This window comes from Pandoraea sp. CB10b_02 (assembly GCF_002216225.1).
In the GTDB taxonomy this organism is placed as follows: Bacteria; Pseudomonadota; Gammaproteobacteria; order Burkholderiales; family Burkholderiaceae; genus Pandoraea; species Pandoraea nosoerga.
In genome coordinates this window covers 137,868-159,581 of the sequence record NZ_NJGW02000002.1, presented here as the reverse complement: position 1 = coordinate 159,581, position 21,714 = coordinate 137,868, and the positions used below count along the sequence as shown (strand labels likewise).

Below are 21,714 nucleotides of genomic sequence, written 5' to 3'. Positions count from 1 at the left end.
TCATGTCAGGTGCCCGCGCAGGATTCATAAACGGTTTTAAATCAATGTGTTAGCAATGTTATGGCTCTGATCGTACACAAATACGGCGGCACGTCGATGGGCTCGGTGGAGCGCATCAAGAATGTCGCCAAGCGCGTGGCCAAGTGGCATAAGGCCGGTCACAAGATGGTGGTGGTGCCGTCGGCCATGTCCGGCGAGACCAATCGTCTGCTGGGCCTCGCCAAAGAGATTTCGGCCCAACCCGATCCGCGCGAACTCGACGCCATTGCCGCCACCGGCGAGCAGGTGAGCGTCGGCCTGCTGGCGCTCGCGCTCAAGGAAGCGGGCGTCGACGCCGTGAGCTATGCCGGCTGGCAAGTACCGATCAAGACCGACAGCGCTTTCACCAAGGCCCGCATTTCCGAAATCGACGACACGCGCGTCATGGCCGATCTGAACGCCGGCCGCGTCGTCGTCATCACCGGCTTCCAGGGCATCGATCCGAACGGCAACGTCACCACGCTCGGCCGTGGCGGCTCCGACACCTCGGCCGTGGCCGTGGCTGCTGCGCTCAAGGCCGACGAGTGCCTGATCTACACCGACGTCGACGGCGTCTACACGACCGACCCGCGCGTGGTCGACGAGGCGCGCCGGCTCGACAAGGTCACCTTCGAGGAGATGCTGGAAATGGCCAGCCTCGGCTCCAAGGTGCTGCAGATCCGTTCGGTGGAATTCGCCGGCAAGTACCAGGTCAAGACTCGCGTGCTGTCGAGCCTGACCGACCCGATGATCGCGCTCGACGAAGAAGCGCGCTCGGGCACGCTGATTACTTTTGAGGAAGACGAACAAATGGAAAAGGCCATCATCTCGGGTATCGCATTCCAGCGCGACGAGGCCAAGATCACCGTGCGCGGCGTGCCGGATCGTCCGGGCATCGCCTACCAGATCCTCGGCCCGATCGCCGACGCGAACATCGACGTCGACATGATCATCCAGAACCTGAGCGTGGACGGCAAGACCGACTTCACGTTCACGGTGCCGCGCGGCGAATACCAGCGCGCCATGGCGCTGCTGCAAAGCGACGTGCAGGGCCACATCGGCGCGGCCGAAGTCGTGGGCGATCCGAAGGTCTCCAAGGTGTCGATCGTCGGCGTGGGCATGCGCTCGCACGTCGGTATCGCGAGCAAGGCCTTTCGCACGCTGTCCGAAGAGGGTATCAACATCCAGCTGATCTCCACCTCGGAAATCAAGATTTCCGTGCTGATCGACGAGAAGTACATGGAGCTCGCCGTGCGGGCGCTGCACAAGGCGTTCGAGCTCGATCAGGCCTGAGCGGGACGTCGGGCAAAATCGCGCCGCGTGCGCGCGCGTGCATGCGGCGCGAGACGCGATTTTGCCCTCACGATGCGGGGAAATATCTCCAAACGTGTCGGGCGCATGACAGGCGCGCAAAAAAAGTTGGATTTCGATGCGCATAATGTTTGACGGCATCGCGAACAGTAGGTAATATCACGCCTTCGTTACATCACCTCCCTGATGTGACGACAAGTTTGGGAGACGTGGCCGAGAGGTCGAAGGCACTCCCCTGCTAAGGGAGCATCTGGGCCAAAACCTGGATCGAGGGTTCGAATCCCTCCGTCTCCGCCAAGTCGCCTTGGCGGAACACCCCCGGCTCTTCGCGGAGAGCCGGGGGTTTTTTCTTTCCCGAGTTCGCGCGTTGGCGATATCTCGCGCGTCGATTTCATCTCTTCTTCGAGCGAGGACAACGATGTCGATCATCACCACCGATTCCGGCCTGCAATACGACGATCTGCAAGTGGGCGACGGCGCCGAAGCCACCCCGGGCAAGACCGTCACCGTTCACTATACCGGCTGGCTCACCGACGGCCAGAAGTTCGATTCCAGCAAGGATCGCAACGATCCGTTCGCCTTCGTGCTCGGCGGCGGCATGGTCATTCGCGGTTGGGACGAAGGCGTTGCCGGCATGAAAGTCGGCGGCAAGCGCAAGCTGGTCATCCCGCCCGAACTGGGCTACGGCGCGCGCGGCGCCGGCGGCGTGATTCCGCCCAACGCGACGCTGGTCTTCGAGGTCGAACTGTTGGACGTCTGACCCATCGAATGCCGTGCATGATGCACGGCGGTGCAACAGACACCCCCGGTGCCTCGCAGGCATCGGGGGTGTTGTCTTTTTACGTGAGCCTTCGCTTCGTCACGAGCGCGAGGGACGCAAAGGAGCCTTCACGAGGTGTCTCACTCAGCAACGCCTGTTTCAAGATTCTGGTTTCCGTTCTCGCTGGTTCTCTTCGAGTTTGCCGTCTACATCTCGAACGACATGATCATGCCGGGCATGCCGCTCGTCACGCGCGAATTCGGCGCGTCGGCCGACATGACCACGCTCGCGCTCACGGCCGCCATGCTCGGCAACGCCAGCCTGCAGTGGCTGCTCGGCCCGCTGGCCGATCGCTTCGGGCGTCGTCGCGTGCTGCTCTGCGGCCTCGGCATGTTCGTCCTCGCGTGCCTGGCGATGCACTACGTGCGCACCATGCCGCAGTTCATCGTGCTGCGCTTCCTGCAGGGCATGGGCTGCTGCTTCGTGCTGACCGTCGGTTATCCGACCGTGCACGAGGCTTTCGAGGAGAAGACCGCCGTGCGCGTGATGGCGCTCATGGCGAACGTGTCGCTGCTCTCGCCGCTGTTCGGGCCGCTCGCAGGCGCGGCCGTCGTGTCGTACTGGCCGTGGCGCAGCATCTTCTGGCTGATCGCCATCGTGGCCGTGGGGTCGTTCATCGGACTGTACCGCACCATGCCCGAACTCTCGCGGCATGATCGCAACGCGTTGAACGCGAGGCACCTGTGGGCCGGCTACAGGCTGCCGCTCTCGAGCGCACGCTTCTGGCGCGGTGCGGTACTCACGGGGATCGCCGTGACGCCGTTGCTTACGTGGATCGCGCTCGGTCCAGTGTTCCTGATCGAACGCGCGGGCATGTCGCAGATGCAATACGCCATGTTGCAGGTGCCGGTGTTCGGGGCGCTGATCCTGGGCAACGTGCTGCTCGCGCGTCAGGTCGGGCGCTGGTCGAACGGCCGGCTGCTCGCCACGGGCGTGGCCGCGATGCTGATCGGAGCGGCCGTGTCGCTCATCGGCACCGCGATCCTCGCGCCGGGGTACCCGGCATTGCTCGTGGGCACGTCGCTGCACGCGTTCGGCATGGGCATGAGCTACGGCGTGGTGTATCGCCAGTCGCTCTTCGCCGTCGACAGTCCAAATCGCGCGACCATTGCCGGCATGCTCAGCATGATCACCATCGTGGTTGCGGTCGCGGTGATCGAAGCGATGAAGCTCGCGTATCTGCATTTCGGCGACGCGGCGCTCGGCATCGGGGCGATGACCGCGGCGGCGGTAGTGGCGGTGCTTGCGGCGAACTTCGTGCCGCCGCCCGCGCATGATGCGCTCGCGCAGCCGGGACGGCAGCCGTAACGTCGTTCGCGACCGCCCCGGCTGCGCGCCGGCGGCGTTCCGGGTCAAGGCCAGCGATATTTTCGCTGGCCTTTTTTTGTGTCGCGACGCAGAACGCGGGGGCGAGGCGACGGACGGCTCACCCGTGTGCGCGTTCGTCGACGACCGGCTCGGTGCGATGCGCGTCGCCCGGCGTGGCATTCGCGCGCGAAGCGTCCGATGAATTTGCCACCGCCGTGGGCGAGGCGGCAGCGGCGCGAGCGGTGGCACGCTCCGGCGTGGAGGCCGACGACGCATGCGCCGCATCGTCGGTCGGCGTTTGCGTCGCGTAATAGTCGCGTTCCCACTTCTCGTGATTCGTCTTCGCCTGCTGAAGCTCCGGCGTGAGCGGGGCGAACGAGAGCAGCAGCTTGTTGAGCCACGACACCGGCGGCCTGCACGGCCGCTCGAAATCCACGAACAGCACCACGCGCGTCTCGTCGGTGTCGTTGTGAACCTGATGCGCATAGGCGTCGTCGAAGATCACCGCGTGATTCGCCTGCCACACGTAACGCTGACCGTCCACCTCGATCCAGCATTTCTCGCGCTCGCGCGGCACTTTCAGCGCGAGATGCAGGCGCAGCACACCGTTGTACGGGCCGCGGTGCAACGGAATCTGCTTGCCCGGCGACAGGATCGAGAAGAACGCCGTGCGCAGGCCCGGAATGCCCTCGAGCGCTGCGGCCGTGGCGGGACAGCGCGCGAGATTGCGATGCGCGCGCATGCCGTAGCCGAGAAAGACGAAGGTCTGCCACTGGTGATCCTGCGTGATGGTGGCGACGTCGGGAGAGATCTCGTGGAAGGCGGGCAGGCGACCCGGCGTGGCGAGCACGGCTTCCAGTTCGCGCGCGATGGCCGGCGCCTGCGCTTCGAGTGCGGCAACCCACGGAAACTGCGCGTTGTCGAAGATGGGTTTGTCACCGACCAGTGAGCTGCGGGCAATGCGCCGTTGCGCTGCTTCAACACAGTGGAAAAAGCACTTCGCGAGCCAGCGGGGCAGGGTACGGTTGGGGTTCTGCACGGGCGATCGTGTAGCACTCAACGTCGGCCTCCAGGGCGGATAGGGGGGAACCGGGCCGGCGCGGATGTGTCTTTCAGTGCGGTGAACGCCGGGCTTTTGGGTACAATTGTCGCGCGGTCCGGCCTCGCCGCCAAGCGTCGTGCGGCAAATGTGCGTGAGCTTGCGGTTACGAGGCGTTGCAAGAGGTCCTGAGGACGCGAGGCCAGGGACCGACGAGGGCAGGGGCCGGATGCGTCCGGGCCCCCGCAGAGGCTGGCGCTCGGCGACGAGTACGGGAGACGCATGAACGCGCGAACAATACGGCATCCACACATGATCGGGGGCAGGCTCAAGGCCTTCGTGACTTCTCAGGCTTCTTTGGCTGCTTCGGCACCTTCGGCGTATTCAGCGTATTCAGCGTATTCAGCGTCCTCGGCGCCCGCCGCGTCTCTCGCACGTCGTGCATCCGCCATTGCCACTGCCGCGTCCGCGGCAAACCCGAGCGTTGCGGCCCGCGGCAAGCCGTCGACCGCCCTTGCGGCAATGCCGCGCGCCGCGCTTGGCTGCCGCCGGCTCGCCGTGTGTGCGGCGCTTGCGCTCGCCGGGACGCTGGCGTCCCCCGCGGCCCAGGCCAAATATGCCATCGCCCAATACGGCGAGCCGAAGTATCCGCCAGGCTTCACCCACTTCGATTACGTCAATCCCGATGCGCCGCGCGGCGGCACGCTCACGCTCGGCAACCCCGACCGGCGCACCAGTTTCGACAAGTTCAACCCGTTCACACTGCGCGGTACGGCCCCGCCGGGCGTGCTCGCGCTCATGTTCGAGACGCTGGGCACGGGCAGCGCCGACGAGCCCGCCACCGTGTACGGTCTGCTCGCGGACGACATCGCCGTCGCTCCCGACGGCGCGTCGGTCACGTTCCATCTGAACCCCGCCGCACGCTTTAACAACGGCGATCCGGTCACCGCGCAGGACGTCAAGTACTCGTTCGACACGTTGCTCAGCCCGCAGGCGGCGCCGGGCTTCAAAGTGATGCTCGCGGACGTGAAGGGCGTGAGCGTGCTCGACAAGCGGCGCGTGCGTTTCGACTTTCGGCGCGTGAGCCCCGACTTGCCGCTGCTCGTGGCGACGGTGCCGGTGTTCTCGCCGAAGTGGGGCGTCGGCCCCGACGGCAAGCGCACGAAGTTCGACGCGCTCACGTTCGAGACGCCGATCGCGAGCGGGCCATATCTGATCGAGTCCTACGATGGCGGACGGCGCATCACGTTCCGCCGCGATCCGAATTACTGGGGCAACGATCTGCCGGTGCGGCGCGGCGCCTACAACTTCGAGCGCATCGTCTACAAGCTGTACTCGGACGATATCGTGCGGCTCGAGGGCTTCAAGGCGGGCGAATTCGACGCCATTACCGAATATCGCGCGCGCAGCTGGGTGCGCAGCTACGTGGGCAAGCGTTTTCGCGACGGTGAGCTCGTCAAGCGCGAATTCGCGCACCGCAATGCCGCGGGCATGCAGGGCTTCATCCTGAACACCCGCCGTGCGCTCTTCAAGGACGTGCGCGTGCGTCGCGCGCTCGATCTCGCGCTCGACTTTCAATGGCTCAACCGCCAACTGTTCTACAACCAGTACCAGCGCATCTACAGCTATTTCAGCAACAGCGACCTGGCCGCGCGCGGCATGCCGAGCGAGGCGGAGCTAAAGCTGCTCGAACCGCTGCGCAGGAAGCTCGATCCGGCCGTATTCGGGCCGATGGTCGAGCAGCCTGCGACGAATCCGCCGGCGAGCCTGCGAGAGAACCTGCGCGAGGCGCGGGCGCTGCTCGCACAGGCAGGCTGGACCTACCGCGACGGCGCGCTGCGCAACGCGAAGGGCGAGCCGTTCGTGTTCGAGTTCCTCGACGATGGCGGCGCGATGGGGCCGGTCGCCTCGGCGTACAGCCGCAACCTCGCGAAGCTCGGCATCACGCTCAATTTCCGGCAGACCGACTTCGCGCTGTATCAGAAGCGCATCGAGACGTTCGACTACGACATGATCTCGCTGCGTTTTCCCGACGCGCAGATCCCGGGCACCGAGTTGCTCGATCGCTTCGGCAGCCAGTCGGCCGATGTGGAGGGCTCGGACAACGTCATCGGGCTGAAGGACCCGGCGGTCGACGCCCTGATGGGCGAGCTCGTGCGCGCGCACACCTATGAAGACCTCGTGGCCGCCGCACGTGCGCTCGACCGGGTGCTGATGAACGGCTACTACATCGTGCCGCACTGGTTCTCGTCGACGCATCGCATGGCCTACAAGCGCAACCTGCGCTTCCCGGACAAGCTGCCGCTCTACTACACGGCCGAGGGCTGGCTGGTGTCGACGTGGTGGGACGAGAATGCGGCGAGGGGCAAGACGGCTTCGCCGCCGGCGGCGCCGGCGTCCGCGCCATCCGCTTCATCAGGTTCACACTCCCCTTCCTCGTCATCCTCATCCGCACGTTGACGCCATGCACGCGCCGATCCGAACGTCGATGCCCGCGAACCCGATGCCGTCGCCCCGTGCGTGAGCGTCGCGTACCGACAGGAGCTGCCATCTCACCATGTGGTCCTACATACTCAAACGATTGCTGATCATGATCCCGACGTTGCTCGGCGTGATCACGCTGACCTTCGTGGTCATCCAGTTCGTGCCGGGCGGGCCGGTCGAGCAGGTCATGCTCGAGCTCAAGGGGCGCGGCGGGGGCGGCGAGGCGAGCGGCGGTGGCGGCGGCAGCAACTATCGCGGACGTCACGGCATCGATGCGCAGCAGCTCGCCCAGATCAAGGCGCTATATGGTTTCGACAAGACGCCCATGGAGCGTTACTGGCTCATGCTCAAGCGCTTCGCGAAATTCGACCTCGGGCAGAGCTATTTCCATCACCGGAGCGTCTGGTCGCTGATCGTCTCGAAGCTGCCCGTGTCGATCTCGCTCGGCTTGTGGACGTTCTTCCTCACCTACCTCATATCGGTGCCGCTGGGCATCGCCAAGGCGGTGCGCAACGGCTCGCGCTTCGACATGCTCACGAGTCTGGTCGTCCTCGTCGGCTACGCGATCCCAGGCTTCGTGCTCGGCGTGCTGTTGCTGGTGCTGTTCGGCGGCGGCACGTTCTGGCAGCTCTTCCCGCTGCGTGAGCTCGTGTCGGACAACTGGAGTGAGCTGTCGTGGCCCGCGAAGATCGCCGACTATCTGTGGCACATCACGCTGCCGGTCACGGCGTCGGTGGTGGGCAGTTTCGCCGTCGTCACCATGCTCACCAAGAACGCGTTCCTCGACGAGATCCGCCGTCAATACGTGCTGACCGCGCGCGCCAAAGGGCTCTCTGAGCGCAAGGTCTTGTTCAAGCACGTATTCCGCAATGCGCTGATCCCGCTCATCACCGGTTTTCCGGCGGCCTTCATCGGTGCGTTCTTTGCGGGCAGCCTGCTCATCGAAACGCTGTTCTCGCTCGACGGGCTAGGCCGGCTGTCTTACGAGTCGGTGCAGCGCCGCGACTACCCGGTCGTGCTCGGCTCGCTGTACCTGTTCACGCTCATCGGGCTGATCACCAAGCTCGTTTCCGACCTGTGCTACGTGCTGGTCGATCCGCGCATTCAATTCGATCGACTGGAGCACTGACGTGACCCGATTCGCCACGCCACAGCAGCACCCGTCGTCACCCCTGCATTCGCCGCCCTCGCGCTCGCCGCGCTGGCGCGTATGGCGGCGCTTTCGCAGCCACCGGCTGGGCTACTGGAGCCTCGTCGCGTTCGTGGTGCTGTTCGGCATCAGCCTGTTCGCCGAGGTCATCGCCAACGACAAGCCGTGGGTCGTCCGCTACGAAGGGCAGTGGTACTTCCCGCTCGTCAAGACGTACCCCGAATCGACCTTCGGCGGCGATTTCCCCACGCCGACCGATTACCTCGATCCGTTTATCGAAGAACGCATTCGCGCGGGCGAGAACTTCGCGATCTACCCGCCGGTGCGCTATCACTACGACACCATCAATTACTTCTCCAAGGCGCCGAATCCCGCGCCGCCTTCGCGCGAGAACTGGCTGGGCACGGACGACCGCGGGCGCGATGTCTTCTCCCGCCTGCTCTACGGCTTCCGGCTGTCCGTGATCTTCGCGCTGGCGCTCACCGTCTCGGGCACGCTGCTCGGCGTGCTCGCCGGCGCGGTGCAGGGCTTTTACGGCGGGCGCATCGATCTCACGCTGCAGCGCCTCATCGAAATCTGGGGCTCGCTGCCGGAGCTGTATCTGCTGATCATCTTCGCGTCGATCTTCGAGCCGCACCTGTGGTTGCTGTTCGTGCTGCTCTCGCTGTTCGGCTGGATCGGACTGTCGGACTACGTGCGCGCCGAATTCCTGCGCAACCGGCAACTCGACTACGTGCGTGCCGCGCGCGCGATGGGGCTCTCGAACTGGCAGATCATTCGCCGCCATGTACTGCCCAACAGCATGACGCCTGTCATCACCTTCCTGCCGTTTCGCATGAGCGGTGCGATCCTCGCGCTCACGAGCCTCGACTTTCTCGGCCTCGGCGTGCCGCCGCCCACGCCGAGCCTCGGCGAACTGCTCAATCAGGGCAAGGCGAATCTGGACGCCTGGTGGATCTCGCTCGCCACGTTCGTCGTGCTCGTCCTCACGCTGTTGCTGCTCACGTTCATGGGCGATGCGCTGCGCAATGCCCTGGACACGCGCGTGGCCGACAAGCAGGCTGCGGCCGGGGGGGCGATGTGAGCACCCCATTGCTGAGTATCGAAAATCTGTCGGTGCGCTTCGGTGATACCGAAGCGGTGAAGAACGTGAGCCTTGCCATCGGGCGCGGCGAACGCGTGGCGCTCGTCGGCGAATCGGGATCGGGCAAGAGCGTGACGGCTCTGGCGATTCTGCGGCTGCTGCAGGACGCGCAGGTGCAGGGGCGCATTGTGCTCGACGGCGAGGATCTCGCGTCGCTGAGCGAGCGCTCGATGCGAGGCGTGCGCGGCAACGACGTCGCGATGATCTTCCAGGAGCCGATGACCGCGCTCAATCCGCTGTATCCGATCGGCGAGCAGATCGCCGAAGCGCTGGTGCTGCACGAAGGGCTCGGCGCGAAGGATGCCAGGGCGCGCGCCGTGGAACTGCTGCGCCGCACGGGCATTCCCGAGCCGGAGCGGCGCGTGGCGCACTTCCCGCACGAGCTCTCCGGCGGGCAGCGGCAGCGCGCCATGATCGCGATGGCGCTCGCTTGCCGGCCGAAGCTGCTGCTGGCCGACGAACCGACCACGGCCCTCGACGTGACGATCCGGGCGCAGATCATCGAGCTGCTGCTCGAGCTGCAACGCGACGCCGCCGAGAAGCGCGGCATGGCAGTGCTGCTCATCACGCACGACCTGAATCTGGTGCGCCGCTTCGCGCAGCGCGTGGCGGTCATGGAGAAGGGCGTGCTCGTCGAATGCGCGGACACGCAGACGCTGTTCTCCGATCCGCAACATCCGTACACGCGGCGGCTGATCGACAGCCGGCCGCAGCGCGAGATTCACCCGGTGTTGCCGATCGCGCCGGTGCTGCTCGAGGCGCGCGGCGTGGCGGTGGACTATGCGAGCGCGCAGCCGGGCGTGCGCGGCTGGTTCCGGCGTGGACGGTTCCGGGCCGTGCATCCGGTCGATCTGGCGCTGCGGCAGGGCGAGACGCTGGGTGTCGTGGGCGAGTCGGGCTCGGGCAAGTCGACGCTGGCGATGGCCCTGCTCGGGCTGCAACGCACGAGCGCAGGGCAAATCGAGTTTCAGGGCGAGCCGCTCTCGGCGTATCGTGGCGCGGCGCGGCGCACGCTGCGCTCGCGCATGCAGATCGTCTTTCAGGACCCGTTCGGCTCACTCTCGCCGCGCATGACCATCGAGGAGATCGTGGGCGAGGGGCTGGCGCTGCATCGCCCGCAACTGACCGAGGACGAGCGCCGTGCGCGCGTGGCTGACGTGCTGCGCGAAGTCGGCATCGATGCGCGCGCCATGTCGCGGTATCCGCATGAGTTCTCGGGCGGTCAGCGGCAGCGGATTGCCATTGCGCGCGCGCTTGTCGTCGATCCGCAGATTCTCGTGCTCGACGAGCCGACGAGCGCGCTCGACGTCTCGATTCAGCAGCAGGTGCTCCATCTGCTCGCGCAACTGCAGATCAAGTACAACCTCAGCTACCTCTTCATCAGTCACGATCTGGCCGTCATGCGCGCCATGGCGCACCGCGTGCTGGTGTTCAAGGACGGGCGTCTGGTGGAGCAGGGCGACACGGAATCGGTATTTTTTGATCCGCAGAACGATTACACGCGCGAGTTGGTCGCGGCAGCCATGCTCTAGGGGCGTGACGCAAGAGGCATAAGGGCGAAACGTCGTGCAACGTCGGGAAACGTCGGTTAAATCGCAAAACCTTGATTGTTAATGAAAATTTTCCGATTGTGTTGATTGTTTTTTTCTATTACCTTTTGACATCATGTGACGTTCACATTACTATCGCGTACCAATTAAGTTGAATATTCAACGAGTTAACGCGTCAAGTTAAGACGCCGGTTCGGTGGCAGGTCCGCCGGGCGCGACTCGAAGGTGTTCGACACGGCAGCCTCCTGTTACACCTGACGAGCTACTCATCGGCCTACCGACACACACGACCCGGCGACCAATGCAGACGATCCCTCCGCGCACCCGCAAGACACTCCTTCTCGCGTTCACTGCCGCTGGCCTCGTTACCGCTTCGTTGACGGCGAAGGCTGACGATTACAACAACGGCCCGACGGCCGCCGCCCGTGCCGCTGCCGCCGCCAACCAGGCCGCCAGCGCTTCCCCGTCTTCCCCGTCTTCCTCCACGCTCAATACCACCTCGGACGCGCCACAGGCCGTCGCGGAAGCGTCGCGTGTGCAACGCGCGCAAAAGCTGCTGTCGAACGTGACGGACAAGGCCTCGGACGTCGTGCTCGGCGCGCTCAACTACATCGGCGTGCGCTACAAATACGGCGGCAATACGCCGGACAGCGGTCTGGATTGCAGCGGCTTCGTGCGTTATGTGTTCCAGGATACGCTCAATTTCGTGCTGCCGCGCCGCTCGGAAGAGATGAGTCAGGTGGGCGAGCGCATCGCCAAGACGGACCTGAAGCCGGGCGATCTGGTGTTCTTCAATACGATGCGCCGCAGCTTCTCGCACGTGGGCATCTACATCGGCGGCGACAAGTTCGTGCACGCGCCGGCCACCGGCGGCAAGATCCGCGTGGAAGACCTGCGCGAATCGTACTGGTCGGCTCGCTACAACGGCGCGCGTCGCGTCGAGACGCTCAAGGCCAGCGCCGAACTCTCTCGCGTCGAGCAACTGTTCAAGAACGATCATCCGATGTAAGCGAGCGTGCCGCGCGCCAGCGGGGTCGCCACAAAGGACAATGCCGCCCTCGGGCGGCATTTCTTTTTGGGGGGAGGCCGGCCCCTCCGCCTTTGCGCGGGCCCGCCTCATGTCGCATCAGCGAGCGGCCTGCTGCGCGCTGCTTGCCGTCGCGCGCGATTGTGCTTCGGCGAGCTTGCGCTGGATTTCCGGCCACATCCTGGCGACGGCTTCCTCGCCGGCCAGGATCGCACGGTTGCGGCCCTGGAAGTCCGAGGCGCTCATTTTCGCCAGCGACGGGCGAATCACCACATCCGCGTTCTTCTCCAGTTCGTACTGCTTGATCGACTGTCCCATGATCGTGAACGTCTGCATCAGAATGTCGAACTGGCCCTGTGTCGCCTGCACCGCGGGATTGGCCGAGATGTCGACGGCAATCACGAAATCGGCGCCCATCTGGCGGGCATACTCGGCCGGCACGGGAGCTACGAGGCCGCCGTCCACATAGTCGCGCGAACCGATATGCACGGGCTCGAACACGCCGGGCACGCTGCTCGAGGCCCGCACCGCCTGGCCGGTATTGCCGCGGCGGAACAGAATCGGCGCGCCGCTCTGCAGGTCGGTGGCCACGATGCCCAACTGGCGCGGCATCTGCTCGATCGTCCGGTCCTTGAGCACCTTGTTGACGTAAGACTGCAGCGCCTCGCCGCGCAACATGCCGCGCGAGCGAAACGGCATCGTCCAGTCGCTGATCGACGCCTCGTCCATCGTCGCGGCAAGGCGGTTGAGCTGGAAGCCGTTCAGGCCGGACGCGTACATCGCGCCCACCACGCTGCCCGCGCTGGTGCCGACGACAATGTCCGCATGGACGCCGCGCGCCTCCAGCGCCTTGATCACGCCCACGTGTGCGAAGCCACGCGCGGCCCCGCCGCCCAGCGCGAGGCCGATCTTGAGCGGACGCACGATTTTCGGCGGTGCGCCAGGAACGCTCGGTGTGGCGGGCGGGACCTGCGCGACGGGCGGCGAGGTCGGTGCGCCGGACGACGTGTCGACCGGCGGTGCGCTGGCGCAGCCCGCCAGGATGACGGCCGCGGCGAGCGCGCTCAGCGTGGTGCGAAACGCGGCGGTTCCCTTGATGACCGGCGGCGCGGCCTCGGCAGGCGAGACCGCGCGCGAGGCAGCAGGGGGCAAACCGGATAACAGGGCGGACGGCCGGACGGACCTTTGGGTGGACGGCAAGGCGGACGGCAAGGCGGGGGTGTCGCCAGCGGACGGGTGGTCCGCACGGCGCACGAATCGAAGCAGCGACAGCAAGGGGAGAACTCCAACAGGGCAGGACAAACGCGTGCGGCGCCGTTCATCGTTCGGATATCGGGCTGCCGCTTGGCGTCGACGCGCAATTTTACGGCGATTGGAGCGCCGCGGGCGCATATCAGTTCACTTTTGGAGAGGGGCATCGAAGCGCGGTAACACGTCGTGGAACCTTTGTGGCGGTCGCCCGTCTTATCCCCCGCGACTGCCGTGGTGGTGTTTTCCGTATCCGGCACCCCCCCGCCACCCCCCCCTGCAGCCATGCTGCCGAGGCGATCTGGCGGCCCGCCGGCGGCGTTTTCCGTGCCGCCGACCATGCGCGACGCACAACCGCGGGCTCCGGCGCGGTGCCACCACCGCGCGTCCTGCTCGCCCCCCGCTCGTTTCTCACCAGTTTCTGGCTTCGCGCATCTTCCCGAACCGAATAGTGAACATCGAAAATAATGAGAATGGGAATCATTTGCGTTGAAGATGATTTTTCATTATGCTGTTCCCTCCTACGAAACCATGATTGCGGGGGAATGGCCCATGAAGGCGAAGACGATCGGACAATTGGCGCGACTGACGGTGCTCGGCACTGCAATGGCCGCCGCGTTCGGTGCACAGGCGCAGAGCAACGGCGTGCTGAATCTGTACTCTGCGCGTCACTATCAGACCGATGAACAGCTCTACGGCACGTTCACCAAGCAGACCGGCATCAAGATCAACCGGATCGAGGCGGACGACGCGGCATTGCTCGAGCGTCTGAAGAGCGAAGGGGCCAAGAGCCCCGCCGACGTGATCCTGATGGTCGACGCCGCGCGTCTTGCGAAGGCCGACGAAGCGGGCCTGTTCCAGCCGACCCGCTCGGCGACGCTCGACGCGCGCATTCCCGCCAAGCTGCACGCCGCGAGCACCCCCTCGGGCACCGACTGGTATGGCTTTTCCACGCGCGCTCGCGTAATCGTCTACAACAAGGAGAAGGTCGATCCGAAGTCGGTGCAGACCTATGCGTCGCTCGCCGATCCGAAGCACAAGGGCCAGGTGTGCACACGCTCGGGTTCGCATCCGTACATGCTCTCGCTCGTCGGTGCGTTGATCGCGCGCGATGGTGCGCAGGCCACGCAGAAGTGGGCCGAAGGCATGGTCGCCAATTTCGCGCGCGCACCGCGCGGCGGCGACACCGACCAGATCAAGGCCGTTGCGACGGGCGAGTGCGGCGTGGCGCTCGCGAACTCGTACTACTACGTGCGCATGGCGCGCTCGGAGAAGCCCGAAGACAAGGCGCTGATGTCGAAAGTCGGTTTCATCTGGCCCGATCAGGCAGGCAAGGGTACGCATGTGAACGTAGCCGGCGCCGGCATTGCGAAGCATGCGCCGAACCACGCGAATGCCGTCAAGTTCCTGGAGTATCTGGCGAGCGACGAAGCGCAGCAATATTTCGCCAACGGCAACAACGAGTGGCCGGCGGTGCCGACGACGAAGGTCGACAACCCGGCGCTCGCCTCGCTCGGCGAATTCAAGGCTGAAGACGTGCCCATCGGCACGATCGCCAAGAATCTGCCGGAAGCGCAGCGCATTCTCGATCGCGCCGGCTACAAATAAGGCGACGTTCGCCGTTCGGCCGGAAGTCGCCGCGAGCGACTTCCGCTGGCTGTCCGGCGCACGGGATACGCCCCTCGTGCGCGATGGGGCGATGCACCGGAAAAAAGGGGCACCGAAATTTCGGTGCCCCTTCTGCGTTGTGAAGACCGCACGCCGTTTTACTGCGTGCGCGCGTGCGTCAAGAGCCGATATCAGTCGACGTCGTCGCCGGGTTGATACATGTGGTAGTCGCCCGTGGCATAGACGCCCTTGTACTGCGCAGGCGGCTCCTCGCCGTGATTGTCGTGATCGGCAGGATGTGTCTCGGCAATGCGCAGGGACTCGCGAACCTGCGGCGGCTCGCACTCGGCGATCAGACGCAGCGCTTCGGCTTCGTCGTCGGCCACGACGTCGTAGGTGGTCACGAATTCGGGCGCCGGGCCGTCGGGATCCTCGTCTTCCAGCGGCTCGTGCCACTGGCCCTCGACGATCAGATGCATGGCCCGCGCCGTATCCGATTGCGCTTCACGTGCCGCGCGCAGCGCCCACAGGGCGGAGTCGCTCCATTTGTAGCACTGCACGGCCTGCAGGGCGACTTCCAGCGCCTTGCCATTGTCGCCGGCCTGCTTGTGGGCGAGCGAGAGTTCGGCCAGCACGTCGGCCATCGACACGTTGCTGCCTTCCTCGTCATGTTCGGCGTTGTGCAGCGTCTGGTACGTGTCGATCGCTGCCTGCGGTTCGCCCTGCGCGTTGAACAGATGCATGCGCAGGGCGATGGCGTTCTCGATGAAGGCGCGTCCGGCTTGCGCGAGATGCGGACTTTCCAGCACGCGATCCAGACGCGTTTGCGCGGCCGCGTAGTCGCCGTGGCGCGCAAGGGCGTTGGCGTGGTTGAAGTCGACGATCACCAGATCTTCGTCCGGCGCGCAATTGGCGGCGGCCTCATAGGCCTCGATGGCGGCCGGGAAGCGCCCGAGGTCGGAGCGGTAGTTGCCGAGCAGTTGCCACAGCAGCCAGACGCCCGGTGCATGCGCGACGCCGGCTTCGAGCACGGCAACCGCCTGTTCCATCTCGTCCATGTCGGCATAGGCCATGGCCTGCACCTCGTAGGCGCCCGAGTACTGCATCGACTCGAGCCGTTTGCCGATTTCCAGCGCGGACTCGGGGTCGCCGGCTTCGAGGTGGGCAAAGGCTTCCGCCATCAAATCATCTTGCTCGGACATTGCAAATTCTCCTTCGGGAACGGCAGGGGAGCGTGCCGGCGGCCAGCGCGCGGTACGTCCCATCATATAACAGTCGCCATGACGAGCCGCGTCGCGACGCTGGCGGGGGGGCGCCATCGTCCAACGAAGAAGACGGCGGATGACGCGGGGTGGGCGAGCATATCGGGCGTCGGCGCGGACGCCATGAAAAAAGCCGCGACGCGTCGCGGCTTTTTTCGTTCGATGCGCGAGGCGGAATCAGCCGCCGCGACGCATCAGGTCGAAGAACTCGGCGTTGTTCTTCGTCTGCTTGATCTTGCCAAGCAGGAATTCCATTGCCTCGGCCTCGTCCATGTCGTAGATGAGCTTGCGCAGCACCCAGATCTTTTGCAGGATTTCCGGCTTGATGAGCAGCTCTTCGCGGCGCGTGCCCGATTTGTTCAGGTTGATCGCCGGGTAGACGCGCTTTTCCGCGAGGCGGCGCTCCAGATGCACTTCCATGTTGCCGGTGCCCTTGAATTCCTCGTAGATCACGTCGTCCATGCGGCTGCCCGTTTCGATGAGCGCCGTGGCGATGATCGTGAGCGAGCCGCCTTCTTCGACATTGCGCGCCGCACCGAAGAAGCGCTTCGGGCGCTGCAACGCGTTGGCGTCCACACCGCCGGTGAGCACCTTGCCCGAGGCCGGAATCACCGTGTTGTAGGCGCGCGCCAGACGCGTGATCGAGTCGAGCAGAATCACCACGTCCTCTTTCATTTCGATCAGGCGCTTGGCCTTCTCGATCACCATTTCAGCGACCTGCACGTGGCGCGTGGCGGGTTCGTCGAACGTCGACGCGATCACTTCGCCGCGCACCGAACGCTGCATTTCCGTCACTTCTTCAGGGCGCTCGTCGATGAGCAGCACGAACAGCTTGGCTTCCGGGTGGTTGGCGGTGATGGCGTGCGCAATGTGCTGCAGCATCACCGTCTTGCCGGACTTCGGCGAGGCGACCAGCAGGCCGCGCTGGCCCTTGCCGATCGGAGCGATCATGTCGATGATGCGGCCCGTCACGTTCTCTTCGCCGCGAATGTCGCGCTCGAGCAGCAGCGGCTTGTTCGGGTGCAGCGGCGTGAGGTTCTCGAACATGATCTTGTGTTTCGAGGCCTCGGGCGGATGACCGTTGACTTTGTCGACCTTCACCAGCGCGAAATAGCGCTCGCCGTCCTTCGGCGTGCGCACTTCCCCTTCGATCGTGTCCCCGGTGTGCAGGTTGAAGCGGCGGATCTGCGACGGGCTGATATAGATATCGTCCGTGCTGGCCAGATACGACGTCTCGGGCGAGCGCAGGAAACCGAAGCCGTCCGGCAGCACTTCGAGCGTACCGTCGCCAAAGATGGTTTCGCCGGACTTTGCGCGCTTCTTCAGAATGGCGAACATCAGCTCCTGCTTGCGAAGGCGGTTTGCGTTCTCGATCTCGAGACCGTTCGCCATTTCAAGCAGTTCGGAGACGTGCTGGGACTTTAGTTCGGATAAATGCATACGGAGGTGCCGTCCACTGGACGACAAGTGAAGGATCAGGGAAAAGTGAGCGAACGCTCGAAGAACTTTGGGATGCTTTTGGCCGGATTATATAGCAAGCAGCGTCGGGCGCAAGCATTGCGCCGCGTGCTCGCCGCCGGGGTGTCGCACTGCGGCGACATGGGCCCCGGCGGTTGCCGTCGAGCCGGGATTACAGGTGGCTGTCGAGGAATGCCGTCAGTTGCGACTTCGACAGGGCGCCGACCTTCTGCGCGGCCACCGCGCCGTTCTTGAACAGGATCAGCGTGGGAATGCCGCGAATGCCGAACTTGCCCGGGGTGCCCTGGTTTTCATCGACGTTCAGCTTGGCGATCTGGACCTTGTCGCCGTAGTCGTTGGCCACTTCTTCCAGGATCGGGGCGATCATCTTGCACGGGCCGCACCACTCTGCCCAGAAATCGAGAAGCACCGGCTTGTCGGACTTGAGAACGTCCGCGTCGAAGCTGGCGTCGGAAATATGTTTGATGTTGTCGCTCATGAGTGTTGTTGCCTCGTCTGACTATTCGGAAACGCCGGGTGAAAACGCTCGCCTTCACCGGCGCTGGAGATGTCGCCCGGCCGGAGGCCTTCGCGTGCATTCTCCATATGGAGGCTGCAATCGCAGGCTTCAATAGCACCTGCCAATGCAGTTTGTGCTCATCTTAGCGGAAATCGCAAACCCTTGCGCGCGCCGGGCCACGCGCGTGGCAGGCCTTTCGGGCCGGGATTGTCGTGCAATGCGCGGGAAATAGGCTTCTGCTCACGCGTCGACTCTGGTAGAATCTGTCGCTGACGGGCCTCCTCGCATGGCGGCGCGGCCAATCTGGTCAGGTCGGGAACGAAGCAGCCACAACCGTTTTCTGCCAGTGCCGAGGGTCAGGCTCGTCACCTATTCCCTTGTTTTATCGATGTTCTCCGCGCGTTCTGCGCAATTTCATCCTTCTCGCTCGATGGCGCTGGCGCCATGGACGCCTTAGGCGCGACCGGCAGGCATTGGCCTGCGGCCACGGCATTGCCCCGCCCCGCGGGCGATCGTCTCGATAGCGCGCCCGCGCCTCGCGTGGGACAAAACGGCTTGGTAGAATCGCCCAACATTTTTTTCTATCGCGCCGATAGCCCTCGCATTTTGTGCCCGGATGCCGTCCGATAGGGCGTCGACGTCGGGGCGGACGCCCACCGCCGAACTGTTACAATTTGGCATGACCTATCAAGTACTCGCGCGCAAATGGCGCCCCAAAGGCTTCTCGACCCTGGTGGGCCAGGAGCATGTCGTGCGTGCGTTGACGCACGCGCTCGAGCAACAGCGTCTGCATCACGCCTATCTGTTTACCGGTACGCGCGGCGTCGGCAAGACTACGTTGTCGCGCATTCTGGCCAAGGCGCTCAATTGCGAGACGGGGATCACGGCAGCGCCGTGCGGGGTGTGCAAGGCGTGCCGCGCCATCGACGAGGGCCGTTTCGTCGACTACGTCGAAATGGACGCAGCGTCCAACCGCGGCGTCGACGAGATGACGTCGCTGCTGGAAAAGGCGGTCTACGCGCCGGCTGACGCGCGCTTCAAGGTCTACATGATCGACGAAGTGCACATGCTCACCGGGCACGCTTTCAACGCGATGCTCAAGACGCTCGAGGAGCCGCCCGCGCACGTCAAGTTCATTCTGGCGACGACCGATCCGCAGAAGATTCCAGTCACCGTGCTCTCGCGCTGCCTGCAATTTAATCTGAAGCAGATGCCGGCGGGCCATATCGTGTCGCATCTGACGAATATTCTCGGCGAAGAGGGCATCGAGAACGAGCCGCAGGCGCTGCGCCTGCTCGCCAAGGCGGCGGGCGGCAGCATGCGCGACGCGCTCTCGCTCACCGATCAGGCCATCGCCTATGCGGCCGGCCCGCTCACCGAGTCGGCCGTGCGCGGCATGCTTGGGGCCATCGACCAGAGCGTGCTCGTGCGCCTGCTCGACGCGCTCAAGGACGAATCCCGCACCGATTTGTTGGCGATCGCCGACGAAATGGCCGAGCGCAGCTTTTCGTTTGCCGCCGGATTGCAGGATCTCGGCAGTTTGCTGCACAAAATTGCATTGGCGCAGTTCGCGCCGCAGGCGGTCTCCGACGACTGGCCGGAAGCGGCGGACGTGCGTCGTCTGGCCGAGGCTTTCTCGCCGGAAGCGGTTCAGCTTTACTACCAGATCGCCACGCGCGCGCGCGGCGAACTCGGCCTCGCGCCCGACGAATACACCGGTTTTTCGATGGCCTTGCTGCGCATGGCGGCATTCACGCCGTTGCTCGCCGGCGGCACGCTGGCCGAGCCGCCGACGCCGCAGACCGCGGGCGCCACGCGTCCGTCGACCGCCGCTTCGCCGCGTGCGTCGACGGGCGGGCCGGCGCGTTCGGCCCCGCCCGCGGGCACGCCGCATTCGCCTGCGGCCGCCGGCCCTTCCACTGCGTCCACCGCTGCCACGGTTTGCGCAGCGCCCGCGGCTCAGCCGGAAGCCCGGCGAGCCCCGGCCGCGCGCAGCAGCGCACCGACCGACGGTGTGCCAATGTCGCCGGCGCGCGCGGCGTTGGCCGCACTCAACGCCGGACGCAAGGGCGCAGGCGGCAGGACCTCCGGCGGCGCGACACCGGCCCCGCGTGCCGGCGCGCCTCGCGCGTCGGACGACGCCCCCGCGGGCGCCGATCCGGAGCCCGAGCCTGCCGGACCCGCGGCGCCGGAGCCTGCGCCCGCGCCTCGCGCCTGCGTCTATCGCGAAGCCGAGGGCGTGGCGCCGGTTTTCACCGGTGAATGGCCCGCACTCGCGGCCGAGTTGCCTGCACGCGGCCTGGCTCAGCAACTGGCGTTTCAGAGCGAGCTGACCGAGGTCGCCGGCCGCACGCTGCATCTGCGCGTGCCATTGCGCCAGTTGGCCGACGCCGCTACGGCGGAGAAGCTGCGCCAGGTGCTCACGGAGCACTTCGGCGCGGACGTGCAACTGCACGTGGAAGTGGGGCAGGTCGGCACGACGGCGGCGTCGCTCGCGGCGCAAGCGGCGGCGGCCCGCCAGCGCGCGGCCGAGCAGGCCATCGCCGAGGACCCGCTCGTGCGCGAGCTGATCGAGGAATTCGACGCACAAATCCTGCCCAACAGCATTCGCCCGGTACAATAAGCAAGTCTGCTTGCGCGAAGCGGCGCCGCTTTGTGGAATTTCACCATCAAACGCGCGTTACACGCTTCGCGGGCTTTCCCATTCGATCCATCGACCCGTTTCGAACCATTCGAACCATTCGAACCATTCGACCCACTCGATTTACTCAGGAGTCAAGATGCTCAAAGGAAATATCGCCGGCCTGATGAAACAGGCCCAGCAAATGCAGGAAAACATGAAGAAGATGCAGGAGCAGCTCGCCCAGATCGAAGTCGAAGGGCAGTCGGGCGCCGGTCTCGTCAAGGTCGTGATGACCTGCAAGAACGACGTGCGACGCGTAACCATCGATCCGAGCCTGCTGGCCGACGACAAGGACATGCTCGAGGACCTCGTGGCGGCCGCGTTCAACGACGCCGTGCGCAAGGCCGAAGCCACCGCGCAGGAGAAGATGGGCAGCATGACCGCCGGCCTGCCGCTGCCGCCGGGTTTCAAGATGCCGTTCTGAGCGGCGCGGCTCCCCGAATAGAGACGTAGAAGACGACGCATGCCCCCCCAGCTCTCGAGCCTTCAGGAACTCGTCGACGCGCTGCGCGCGTTGCCGGGTGTCGGTCCGAAGTCCGCGCAGCGCATCGCCTATCACCTGCTGCAGCGCGACCGAAAGGGCGCGGTGCGGCTGGGCGAAGCGCTGGTGCATGCGTCCGAGCAGATTCGCCATTGCGCGCGCTGCAACACGTTTACCGAAGTCGAAATCTGCGAGACGTGCCTCGATCCGGAGCGCGACACGAGCCTGCTGTGCGTGGTGGAGACCCCCGCCGACCAGAACATGCTCGAGCAGACGATGACCTTCAAGGGGCTGTATTTCGTGCTCATGGGCCATCTGTCGCCGCTCGACGGCGTGGGCCCGGGCGAGATTCATTTCGAGCAGTTGATCCGTCGCGCCACCGACGGCGTGGTCAAGGAAGTCGTGCTCGCCACCAATTTCACCAACGAAGGCGAAGCCACGGCCCACTACCTCGGGCAGATGCTCAAGGCACGCGGATTGCGCGTGAGCCGGCTCGCCCGCGGCGTGCCCGTGGGCGGCGAACTCGAGTACGTGGATGCCGGCACGATCGCCCGTGCCGTGCTCGACAGGCATACGCTCTGAGCATGACGTGCGCGTGACTGC

At 65.2% G+C, this 21,714-nt stretch carries 17 protein-coding genes, 1 tRNA gene and 1 other RNA gene; 14 read left to right on the top strand and 5 right to left on the bottom strand.

Features of this window, described 5'->3' with window-relative positions; genetic code table 11:
- Positions 1-60 precede the first annotated feature (60 nt).
- The 4 genes from CDN36_RS02500 to CDN36_RS02485 all read left to right on the top strand — a co-directional run bounded on the left by CDN36_RS02500 (position 61) and on the right by CDN36_RS02485 (position 3,457).
- Positions 61-1,311 carry an aspartate kinase gene (locus CDN36_RS02500; protein ID WP_150555118.1) on the top strand — a complete coding sequence of 417 codons (1,251 nt, stop codon included), beginning with the start codon at positions 61-63 and terminating at the stop codon, positions 1,309-1,311.
- A 221-nt stretch (positions 1,312-1,532) separates the two neighbouring features.
- Positions 1,533-1,626, top strand: a tRNA-Ser gene (locus tag CDN36_RS02495).
- A gap of 121 nt (positions 1,627-1,747) precedes the next feature.
- Positions 1,748-2,089 carry an FKBP-type peptidyl-prolyl cis-trans isomerase gene (locus CDN36_RS02490; RefSeq protein ID WP_150555119.1) on the top strand — a complete coding sequence of 114 codons (342 nt, stop codon included), beginning with the start codon at positions 1,748-1,750 and terminating at the stop codon, positions 2,087-2,089.
- A 135-nt stretch (positions 2,090-2,224) separates the two neighbouring features.
- Positions 2,225-3,457 carry an MFS transporter gene (locus tag CDN36_RS02485; protein WP_287495913.1) on the top strand — a complete coding sequence of 411 codons (1,233 nt, stop codon included), beginning with the start codon at positions 2,225-2,227 and terminating at the stop codon, positions 3,455-3,457.
- A gap of 118 nt (positions 3,458-3,575) precedes the next feature.
- Here CDN36_RS02485 and CDN36_RS02480 read toward each other — a convergent pair whose 3' ends face one another.
- Positions 3,576-4,517 carry an aspartyl/asparaginyl beta-hydroxylase domain-containing protein gene (locus CDN36_RS02480; protein ID WP_287495912.1) on the bottom strand — a complete coding sequence of 314 codons (942 nt, stop codon included), beginning with the start codon at positions 4,515-4,517 and terminating at the stop codon, positions 3,576-3,578.
- Between the two features lie 501 nt (positions 4,518-5,018).
- On the opposite strand from CDN36_RS02480, the gene CDN36_RS02475 reads away from it, so the two are divergent.
- From CDN36_RS02475 to CDN36_RS02455, 5 genes are all read left to right on the top strand, one after another.
- The gene (locus CDN36_RS02475; protein ID WP_287495911.1) at positions 5,019-6,956 is read left to right on the top strand and encodes an extracellular solute-binding protein; all 1,938 of its coding nucleotides are present in this window, start codon (positions 5,019-5,021) and stop codon (positions 6,954-6,956) included.
- A 97-nt stretch (positions 6,957-7,053) separates the two neighbouring features.
- Positions 7,054-8,109, top strand: a complete 1,056-nt coding sequence (locus tag CDN36_RS02470) for a microcin C ABC transporter permease YejB (RefSeq protein ID WP_150555122.1) — start codon at positions 7,054-7,056, stop codon at positions 8,107-8,109.
- Position 8,110: 1 nt separating this feature from the next.
- On the top strand, positions 8,111-9,214 hold the full coding sequence (locus CDN36_RS02465) for an ABC transporter permease (RefSeq protein ID WP_370749962.1): 1,104 nt from the start codon (positions 8,111-8,113) through the stop codon (positions 9,212-9,214).
- On the top strand, positions 9,211-10,806 hold the full coding sequence (locus tag CDN36_RS02460; RefSeq protein ID WP_150555123.1) for an ABC transporter ATP-binding protein: 1,596 nt from the start codon (positions 9,211-9,213) through the stop codon (positions 10,804-10,806). The genes CDN36_RS02465 and CDN36_RS02460 overlap by 4 nt, the downstream gene beginning before the upstream one ends.
- A 319-nt stretch (positions 10,807-11,125) precedes the next feature.
- Positions 11,126-11,833 carry a C40 family peptidase gene (locus tag CDN36_RS02455; RefSeq protein ID WP_287495910.1) on the top strand — a complete coding sequence of 236 codons (708 nt, stop codon included), beginning with the start codon at positions 11,126-11,128 and terminating at the stop codon, positions 11,831-11,833.
- 117 nt (positions 11,834-11,950) lie between these two features.
- Here the strand turns inward: CDN36_RS02455 and CDN36_RS02450 are convergent, their stop codons facing one another.
- The gene (locus CDN36_RS02450; RefSeq protein WP_502920329.1) at positions 11,951-12,949 is read right to left on the bottom strand and encodes a patatin-like phospholipase family protein; all 999 of its coding nucleotides are present in this window, start codon (positions 12,947-12,949) and stop codon (positions 11,951-11,953) included.
- A gap of 702 nt (positions 12,950-13,651) precedes the next feature.
- On the opposite strand from CDN36_RS02450, the gene CDN36_RS02445 reads away from it, so the two are divergent.
- Complete coding sequence (locus CDN36_RS02445) at positions 13,652-14,707, top strand: Fe(3+) ABC transporter substrate-binding protein (protein ID WP_150555125.1); 1,056 nt, start codon at positions 13,652-13,654, stop codon at positions 14,705-14,707.
- Between the two features lie 191 nt (positions 14,708-14,898).
- On the opposite strand, the gene CDN36_RS02440 is transcribed toward CDN36_RS02445, so the two are convergent.
- The 3 genes from CDN36_RS02440 to trxA all read right to left on the bottom strand — a co-directional run bounded on the left by CDN36_RS02440 (position 14,899) and on the right by trxA (position 17,926).
- Positions 14,899-15,909, bottom strand: a complete 1,011-nt coding sequence (locus CDN36_RS02440; RefSeq protein WP_287495908.1) for a hypothetical protein — start codon at positions 15,907-15,909, stop codon at positions 14,899-14,901.
- A 237-nt stretch (positions 15,910-16,146) separates the two neighbouring features.
- On the bottom strand, positions 16,147-17,409 hold the full coding sequence (rho, locus tag CDN36_RS02435) for a transcription termination factor Rho (RefSeq protein ID WP_023596554.1): 1,263 nt from the start codon (positions 17,407-17,409) through the stop codon (positions 16,147-16,149).
- 190 nt (positions 17,410-17,599) lie between these two features.
- Entirely contained in the window at positions 17,600-17,926 is a 327-nt protein-coding gene (trxA, locus tag CDN36_RS02430; protein WP_150555127.1) for a thioredoxin TrxA, read from the bottom strand.
- A gap of 292 nt (positions 17,927-18,218) precedes the next feature.
- Here trxA and ffs point away from each other — a divergent pair.
- From ffs to recR, 4 genes are all read left to right on the top strand, one after another.
- Positions 18,219-18,317: signal recognition particle sRNA small type (gene ffs / locus CDN36_RS02425), an RNA gene on the top strand.
- 309 nt (positions 18,318-18,626) lie between these two features.
- Complete coding sequence (gene dnaX, locus CDN36_RS02420) at positions 18,627-20,570, top strand: DNA polymerase III subunit gamma/tau (protein ID WP_287495907.1); 1,944 nt, start codon at positions 18,627-18,629, stop codon at positions 20,568-20,570.
- A gap of 157 nt (positions 20,571-20,727) precedes the next feature.
- Positions 20,728-21,054: a YbaB/EbfC family nucleoid-associated protein gene (locus tag CDN36_RS02415; RefSeq protein WP_150556968.1), complete on the top strand. Its 327-nt coding sequence runs from the start codon at positions 20,728-20,730 to the stop codon at positions 21,052-21,054.
- A 39-nt stretch (positions 21,055-21,093) separates the two neighbouring features.
- Entirely contained in the window at positions 21,094-21,693 is a 600-nt protein-coding gene (recR, locus tag CDN36_RS02410) for a recombination mediator RecR (protein WP_150556967.1), read from the top strand.
- Positions 21,694-21,714: the final 21 nt, after the last annotated feature.

Coding starts and splice junctions, on each gene's coding strand:
- CDN36_RS02500 (WP_150555118.1), top strand. CDS start 61: ATGGCTCTGATCGTACACAAATACGGCGGCACGTCGATGGGCTCGGTG.
- dnaX (WP_287495907.1), top strand. CDS start 18,627: ATGACCTATCAAGTACTCGCGCGCAAATGGCGCCCCAAAGGCTTCTCG.
- CDN36_RS02475 (WP_287495911.1), top strand. CDS start 5,019: ATGCCGCGCGCCGCGCTTGGCTGCCGCCGGCTCGCCGTGTGTGCGGCG.
- CDN36_RS02490 (WP_150555119.1), top strand. CDS start 1,748: ATGTCGATCATCACCACCGATTCCGGCCTGCAATACGACGATCTGCAA.
- CDN36_RS02415 (WP_150556968.1), top strand. CDS start 20,728: ATGCTCAAAGGAAATATCGCCGGCCTGATGAAACAGGCCCAGCAAATG.
- CDN36_RS02455 (WP_287495910.1), top strand. CDS start 11,126: ATGCAGACGATCCCTCCGCGCACCCGCAAGACACTCCTTCTCGCGTTC.
- CDN36_RS02445 (WP_150555125.1), top strand. CDS start 13,652: ATGAAGGCGAAGACGATCGGACAATTGGCGCGACTGACGGTGCTCGGC.
- recR (WP_150556967.1), top strand. CDS start 21,094: ATGCCCCCCCAGCTCTCGAGCCTTCAGGAACTCGTCGACGCGCTGCGC.
- trxA (WP_150555127.1), bottom strand. CDS start 17,926: ATGAGCGACAACATCAAACATATTTCCGACGCCAGCTTCGACGCGGAC.
- CDN36_RS02470 (WP_150555122.1), top strand. CDS start 7,054: ATGTGGTCCTACATACTCAAACGATTGCTGATCATGATCCCGACGTTG.
- rho (WP_023596554.1), bottom strand. CDS start 17,409: ATGCATTTATCCGAACTAAAGTCCCAGCACGTCTCCGAACTGCTTGAA.
- CDN36_RS02440 (WP_287495908.1), bottom strand. CDS start 15,909: ATGTCCGAGCAAGATGATTTGATGGCGGAAGCCTTTGCCCACCTCGAA.